Source organism: Nitrobacter sp. 62-23 (genome assembly GCF_001897285.1).
Classification (GTDB): domain Bacteria; phylum Pseudomonadota; class Alphaproteobacteria; order Rhizobiales; family Xanthobacteraceae; genus Nitrobacter.
On sequence record NZ_MKSM01000128.1, the window covers coordinates 85,276 to 91,911 of the forward strand.

A 6,636-nucleotide genomic window follows, 5' to 3' on the forward strand; every position below is an offset into this window, starting at 1 on the left:
GAGCCGGCGGACGTCGGTGCGGCGCGCGCCAGCCTCCCGACGATCCCCGGTTCAGGCAACGGCGGCCTTCGGCATCACGGCAACGTCGCGTCCCTTGAGCACGTCCATGGCCGCCGCAACGCCGCCAGCGCGATGCGGTAACTTGGCGATATCGAGGCTCATTTCGATGCCGGCCAGCGCCCCAATCATCGTCAGGTCGTTCATATGGCCGAGATGGCCGATGCGGAAAGCCTTGCCCTTGAGCTTGTTGAGGCCGGCGCCGAGCGACATGTCGAAATTGTCGAGCACCACCTTGCGGAAAGCATCGGCATCATGTGCGCCAGGAACCATCACCGCGGTCAGAGCCGGCGAATAGGCGTGCGGATCCTGGCAGACGAGATCCAGCCCCCAGGCCTTCACGGCAGCGCGGGTCGCAGCGCCGTGACGCTTGTGGCGAGCCCAGACGTTCTCCAGGCCCTCCTCTTCCATCATCGCAATCGCAACCTTCAAACCGTAGAGCAGATTGGTGGCCGGCGTGAACGGAAACGAGCCTTCCTTGTTGTTGGCGATCATGGCGTGCCAGTCCCAGTAGGACCGCGTCGAGGTGTTGGCCTTCGAGGCCGCCAGCGATTTTTCCGACAACGCATTGAACCCAAGGCCCGGCGGCAGCATCATGCCTTTCTGGGAACCCGCGATCGACACGTCGATGCCCCAGGCGTCATGCTCGTATTCGAGCGAGCCGAGGCCGGAGATGGTGTCGACCATCAGCAGCGCCGGATGCTTGGTGCGATCAAGAACCTTGCGGACCTCGAGCGGATAGGTCACGCAACTCGTCGAAGTCTCGTTGTGCACGATCATGACGGCCTTGATCTTGTGCTCCCGGTCCGCCTTCAGCCGCTCCTCGATCAGGTCCAAAGGCGCGCCGCGGCGCCAGTCGGTCGGCAGCACATCGACGTCGAGCTTGAACTTCCCGGCCATCGCGAGCCACAAGGTCGCGAACTGGCCGGTCTCAGCCATCAGCACTTTGTCGCCCGGCGACAGCGTGTTGACGATCGCGGCTTCCCAGGCGCCGGTGCCCGACGATGGAAAGATGATGACCGGCTGCTTGGTGCGGAAAATTCGCTGGATTGCCGCCAGCACCGCAAAGCCGAGCACCGCGAATTCCGGACCGCGATGATCCAGAACCGGCATATCGATGGCTCGCAGCACGCGGTCCGGCACGTTGGTGGGGCCTGGGATCTGGAGAAAATGTCGTCCTGTGTGCAGCGTCATCTGGGGGCCTTTCGGGGAGACTTATGTTGCAGGTGTTGCAGGTTCGAATATCACTATCCAGCGGGGTTGTCCCGCGCCCGTCAATATTTAAGAATGCACGACCTTACCCTGTCGGAGGCCGTCACGGCGGCGCCATGTTCGGTCGTCTGATCTGCGCGCGATTGGCGGAGGCCGATAACGGGGCATTGACAGCGACCGGGGCGGGCCCGAACATGGAACAAACCCACCTCGGTTCCGGATCAAGCCATGCGCAGCGCCATGCGACGCGATCCGCAGCACAGGAGATCGGCCCGATGATGACATTCAGGATTCTTGCAGCGGCCGCCGTGGCGTCGATGGCCCTTTCCGTGCCCGCGCTGGCCCGGTCTCATCACCACAGGCACCATCATCACCATAGTTATGACCGACATCACTCCTCCGAGACTGATATCTACCTTCACAACTACGGGCCCGCGGTCACGCCTGACCAGCCTTTCGCCTATTACGACGGACCGGCGGCCGTGCGCTGCAAGCAAAGCGCCGCCTCCTATCGGGGACAGGACGGCCGCAGGCATCCCTGCAACTGACTCACCGCCCGAAACTAACTGTGCATAGCGCGTAGCGCGACTGCACACCTGCGCGTAGAGTGGTCGCAAAGACGGGAAAGACCACGAGACGCATAATGGACAAGCCGAACAAGGGATACGACTACAGGCGCTACCGGAACCTGCTGGCCGAGGCCACGGACGAATCGAAGCGGCTGGCATTCATTGACCTGCTGATCGAGGAAGGCGCGCGGGACCAACTGACGCGCGAGCGGATCAGCCAGCTTGGCCTGACCACAAGGCCGGCGGAGCGGTCGCGCGTCAGGGCGTAGCATCCCGAAACAGAACAGGGTGGTGCAGGTGCCGGCCTACGACGATCAGAATATTTTCGCGAAGATCCTTCGCGGCGAGATACCGTGCTTCCAGGTCTACGAAAACGCGAGCACGTTCGCGTTCCTGGACATCATGCCGCGCGTGCCCGGCCACACTTTGGTGATTCCGAAGGCCCCTGCCCGCGGAATCCTCGACATTTCACCGGACGATTTCGCTGAAGTCGCGCGCACCTCGAAGACGATCGCGATCGCCGCCATGAAAGCCTTTGATGCGGACGGCATCATCGTCCAGCAGTTCAGCGAAGCCGCCAGCGGACAGGTGGTGTTTCACCTGCATATGCACGTCATGCCGATGAAGTCGGGCGTCCAATTGCTGCCGCCCCAGAGCCGGAAAGAGGACGTCAAAGTGCTGGAGGATCACGCGGCGCGGCTGATCGCCGCACTCGGCGGGGCCTAAACGCCGAGATAGCGTTGCAGGATGTCCGGCTGCGCCTTGAGTTCCCTCGCCGGCCCCTCATGCACGATATGGCCGTTGTTGATGATATAGATGCGCTGGGCGAGCGCGAGCGTCGCCGCCAGGTTCTGCTCCACCAGCACGATGGTCTGGCCGGCGGCGGCCAGATCGCGGCAGGCTTTCATCAAATCTTTCACGATCACCGGCGCGAGCCCCTCGAACGGCTCGTCGAGCAGGACGATCTTGGGATCGCGGATCAGAGCGCGCGCGATCGCCAGCATCTGCTGCTCGCCGCCAGATAGCTCGTTGCCACGGTTATTGCGCCGTTCCTTCAGCCGCGGAAACATCTCATAGATGCGGCCGAGCGGCCAGCGTTTGGAGGCCGTCAGCCCCGCGAGCACGATGTTTTCCTCGACGCTGAGGCTGCCGAAAATGCGGCGCTCCTCATGCACGAGTTGCATCCCGGCCTGCGCGATCTTGTGGCTCTTGCGGCCGGCGACATCGGTGCCGTCGAAGGTCACGCTGCCGCTGCGCGGTGTGATCACGCCCATCAGGCTCTTCAGCGTGGTGCTCTTGCCGGCGCCGTTACGCCCGAGCAGCGCCACGACCTCGTTGCGCTCGACGCGCATCGAGACGTCGAAGAGGATGTGGGAATCCCCGTAATAGCTGTTCAGACCCTTGACCTCGAGCAGGCTCATGCGTCGAGCACTCCGTGCACGCCCCCGAGATAGGCTTCCTGGACCACTGCGTTATTCTTGATCTCGTCCGGCGTTCCCTCGACCAGCACTCGACCTTCCTGCAACACCGTGACACGCCCGACGAGTTCGAACAAGGAATCCATGTCGTGGTCAATGATGATCATGGTGCGGCCCTTGCTGATGGACTTCAGCAGCTTGACCGTTTCCACGCGCTCGCGCGGGCTCATGCCGGCCAGCGGCTCGTCGAGCAGCAGCAGGCTCGGCGAGGTCGCCAGCGCCAATCCGATTTCCAGCCTTCGCTTTTCGCCGTAGGCAAGCTCGGACACCGGCGTGTCCGGCCGCGTCGTCAGGTTGACGAGTTCCAGCGTGCGTTCGACCTGTTCGGACAATCCCGGAATGCTCTGAAGACTGCGGAACATGTCGAGGCGGAACTTGCCGCGTAGTTCCGAGAGCGCCGCAATGGTCAGGTTTTCGCGCACCGTCAGACCCGAAAACAGCTGATTGACCTGATAGCTCTTGGTCAGGCCGAGCTGGCAGACGTCGGTGACGTTCATCCCGGTGATATCGAGCCCCTCGAACACGATTTTGCCCGATGTCGGCGCGACCTCGCAGGTCAGCATTTTGAAAAACGTCGACTTGCCGGCACCGTTCGGGCCGATAATGCCGCGTAACTCGCCATGGTTGACGGTGAAATCAATATCGCTGTTGGCAAGCAGACCGCCGTAACGCTTGGTCAGCCCGGTCGCCTGCAGGATCGGGCCGGCATAACTGTCGCCGGCGCGATTCAGCGGGGCCATCGGCGGAGGATCCGGCTGCTTTGCAACAGTGGCCTCGGCAATCGCTTGTTCTTCCTCGGCCGTCAAAGCCTTCGCCGACGCCACGGCCGGCTTCCGATCAGTACGCCTGCCGGCGGCAAGACGATAAAGATCGACAAGGCCGCCGATGATGCCGCGCCGCAGGAAACAGACGAGCAGCACGAACACGGCGCCGAGCACCAGTTTCCACGCAGCCCCAAGACCAAGAGCCGACTGCAGGAAATCCTGCAAAAACAACCAGACCGCAGCGCCGACCAGCGGACCGAACAGCGTTCCAGGACCGCCGATCGCGGTCTGCATGATAAGCTGACCGGACGTTTCGAACATAAAAGCGTCGGGCGGCATGAACGCCTGCATCACGCCGAGCAGGCCGCCGGCGAAACCGGCATAGGCAGCGGCGATGACGAACGCCGTCAGTTTGTAGCCATGAATATTGTGGCCCACCGCGGTGGCGCGCAGCGGATTGTCCCGGATCGCGCTTAAGATCGCACCGACCGGCGAGCGCACGATGCGCAGCGCAATCACCACGCCGACGAAATAGCACGCCGCCAGAAACTGGTAGAGCGACCAGCCGGTGGTAAAGTGGAGCGTCGTGAAGCCGAGATTGAAGCTCGGTGTTGGCACGCCGGGCAATCCGTTCTCGCCTCCGGTCCATTCCGCCAACGGGTTGAATTCGACGAAGTAGAAGACCTCCGCGATCGCCACCGTGATCATGGCGAAATAGATACCGGTCCTGCGCAGCGCGATCAGGCCGACGAAATAGCCGGTCACGGCAGCCGCGACCATGCCGATCACCAGCGCGAGAAAGACATTCGGAAATCCGGCTCGGGTCAGCAGGTAGGCTGCCACAAAACCGCCGGTACCGTAGAACGCCGACTGACCGAACGACAGCAGGCCGGTAAACCCGAACAGGATATCGAAACCGAGGCCGAACAGGCCCCAGACCAGGATGCGGTTCACCGTATTGGGCGCGAAGCCGAGATGCGGCAGCACGAACGGCGCGGCGATCAGTCCGATCGCGGTCAGAACTTCAATCAGGAAACGGCGCTGCTTCAACATCGCGGTCAATCGCGTCCTTGGGCGCCGAGCAGGCCATGGGGACGCAGCACCAGCACGAGGGTCATGGCGACGAACAGCATGACGTAGGCATAACCGGGATTGATCATCGAGGTAATGCTGATGATCTCGCCGGCGATCAGCCCACCCAGAATGGCGCCCGGAAATGACCCGACGCCACCGATCACCACGACCACGAATGTCTGGACCAGGATGTCGTCGCCGATGCCGGGCGTCAGCGACACCACCGGCGCATTGATGATGCCGGCAAAGCCGGCCGCCATCGCGCCGATCCCGAACACGATCATGAACACCCGGTAGACGTTGATCCCGAGCGAATCCACCATGACGGAATCTTCAATGCCGGCCCGCACGATCATGCCCAGCCGTGTGCGATAGAGCACGATGAACAGGGCGGCCAGCGCGACAGCGACGATACCGACGACCGCGAGGCGATAGGTCGGATAGTACATGAATCCGAGCGAGGTAATGCCCTGGAGCAGCGGCGGCGGCGGCACCACCAGCGACTGGCTTGAAAAAATGAACCGGACGATCTCGACGAAACAGATGCCGAGGCCGAACGTCACCAGAAGCTGATCTTCATGCGGGCGATTATAGAAGTGGCGGATGATAACGCGCTCCATCACGATGCCAAGGATCATGACAAAGAGCGATCCTCCGATAACAGCGAGGATAAACGAGCCGGTATACGTGTACGTGACGTAACCGGCATAGCCGCCGAGCATGAACATCGCGCCGTGCGCGAGATTCAGCACGCCGAGCGTCCCGTAGATGATGGTCAATCCGGAGCTGATGAGCGCCAGCAAGGCGCCGAGCGCCAGCCCGTTGAAAAGTTGCGAGACGAAATTTGGCCAGTTGATCATGCCGCGCAATCGCCAGATAGGATGGCCGGAGGGATATTGTTCACAAAGACAGGGGATGCGAAACCGGCGCCGCGGCGGTGCTTAACCGTCCGCGACGCCGTTGTCCATTTGCAATCAGGTATAGTCGCCGAGCTTGCAACCGAAAGCGTCCGGCTTCTGGATGATGCCCTCACCCGGGACGATCTCGACGATGTCGTAGTAGTCTTCATTGTTCTTCATCGCCTTGGGATCCTTGCCCTTGACGATGATGACGGGACGGACGCACTGGTGGTCTTCCGCCCTGTAGTGCACGTCGCCCAGCAGCGAGGGAATGGTCTCGCCCTTCTCCCAGGTCTTGATAACATCAGGCGGATAGAAGGTGCCGGCCTCCTCGACCATGCGCGCCCAGTGCGCGAAGCTGACATAGGCGTTTTCCGCGCCCCACTCCGGATTGTAGCCGTATTTCGCCTTGAACGACTCGTTGAACAGCTTGGCGAGCGGATACTTGTCCTCGACCGTCCACCAGTAGTCGGTCGCGGCATAGACGCCGGCCATCAGACCGCCGCCGACTTCGCGCGCCAGGAACGGCACCTGGTAGGGAACCACGAGCTTCATCTTGTCGAGCACGCCGAACTGCTTGGCC

8 protein-coding genes are annotated in these 6,636 nt (G+C 62.1%); 3 read left to right on the top strand and 5 right to left on the bottom strand.

All coding sequences use genetic code 11. The features are described 5' to 3' along the window. Positions 1 to 51 precede the first annotated feature (51 nt). Positions 52 to 1,251: an aminotransferase class V-fold PLP-dependent enzyme gene (locus tag BGO16_RS15170; protein WP_292619730.1), complete on the bottom strand. Its 1,200-nt coding sequence runs from the start codon at positions 1,249 to 1,251 to the stop codon at positions 52 to 54. A gap of 293 nt (positions 1,252 to 1,544) precedes the next feature. Here BGO16_RS15170 and BGO16_RS15175 point away from each other — a divergent pair, with 293 nt between their 5' ends. The 3 genes from BGO16_RS15175 to BGO16_RS15185 all read left to right on the top strand — a co-directional run bounded on the left by BGO16_RS15175 (position 1,545) and on the right by BGO16_RS15185 (position 2,564). Beyond that, positions 1,545 to 1,817, top strand: a complete 273-nt coding sequence (locus BGO16_RS15175; protein WP_292619732.1) for a hypothetical protein — start codon at positions 1,545 to 1,547, stop codon at positions 1,815 to 1,817. Positions 1,818 to 1,912: 95 nt separating this feature from the next. Further along, positions 1,913 to 2,107: a hypothetical protein gene (locus tag BGO16_RS15180; RefSeq protein WP_292619734.1), complete on the top strand. Its 195-nt coding sequence runs from the start codon at positions 1,913 to 1,915 to the stop codon at positions 2,105 to 2,107. A 28-nt stretch (positions 2,108 to 2,135) separates the two neighbouring features. Further along, positions 2,136 to 2,564, top strand: a complete 429-nt coding sequence (locus BGO16_RS15185; RefSeq protein ID WP_292619749.1) for an HIT family protein — start codon at positions 2,136 to 2,138, stop codon at positions 2,562 to 2,564. Here BGO16_RS15185 and BGO16_RS15190 read toward each other — a convergent pair. The 4 genes from BGO16_RS15190 to BGO16_RS15205 all read right to left on the bottom strand — a co-directional run. Next, entirely contained in the window at positions 2,561 to 3,259 is a 699-nt protein-coding gene (locus BGO16_RS15190) for an ABC transporter ATP-binding protein (RefSeq protein ID WP_292619736.1), read from the bottom strand. The two genes, BGO16_RS15185 and BGO16_RS15190, sit on opposite strands and share 4 nt — an antisense overlap. Next, a complete protein-coding gene (locus BGO16_RS15195; protein ID WP_292619738.1) occupies positions 3,256 to 5,133 on the bottom strand; it encodes a branched-chain amino acid ABC transporter ATP-binding protein/permease in 1,878 nt (625 codons plus the stop codon). The genes BGO16_RS15190 and BGO16_RS15195 overlap by 4 nt, the downstream gene beginning before the upstream one ends. Before the next feature lie 5 nt (positions 5,134 to 5,138). Then, a complete protein-coding gene (locus BGO16_RS15200; protein WP_292619739.1) occupies positions 5,139 to 6,014 on the bottom strand; it encodes a branched-chain amino acid ABC transporter permease in 876 nt (291 codons plus the stop codon). 114 nt (positions 6,015 to 6,128) lie between these two features. Next, positions 6,129 to 6,636: ABC transporter substrate-binding protein (locus tag BGO16_RS15205; protein ID WP_292619741.1), on the bottom strand; the 508-nt coding region annotated here is incomplete at its 5' end.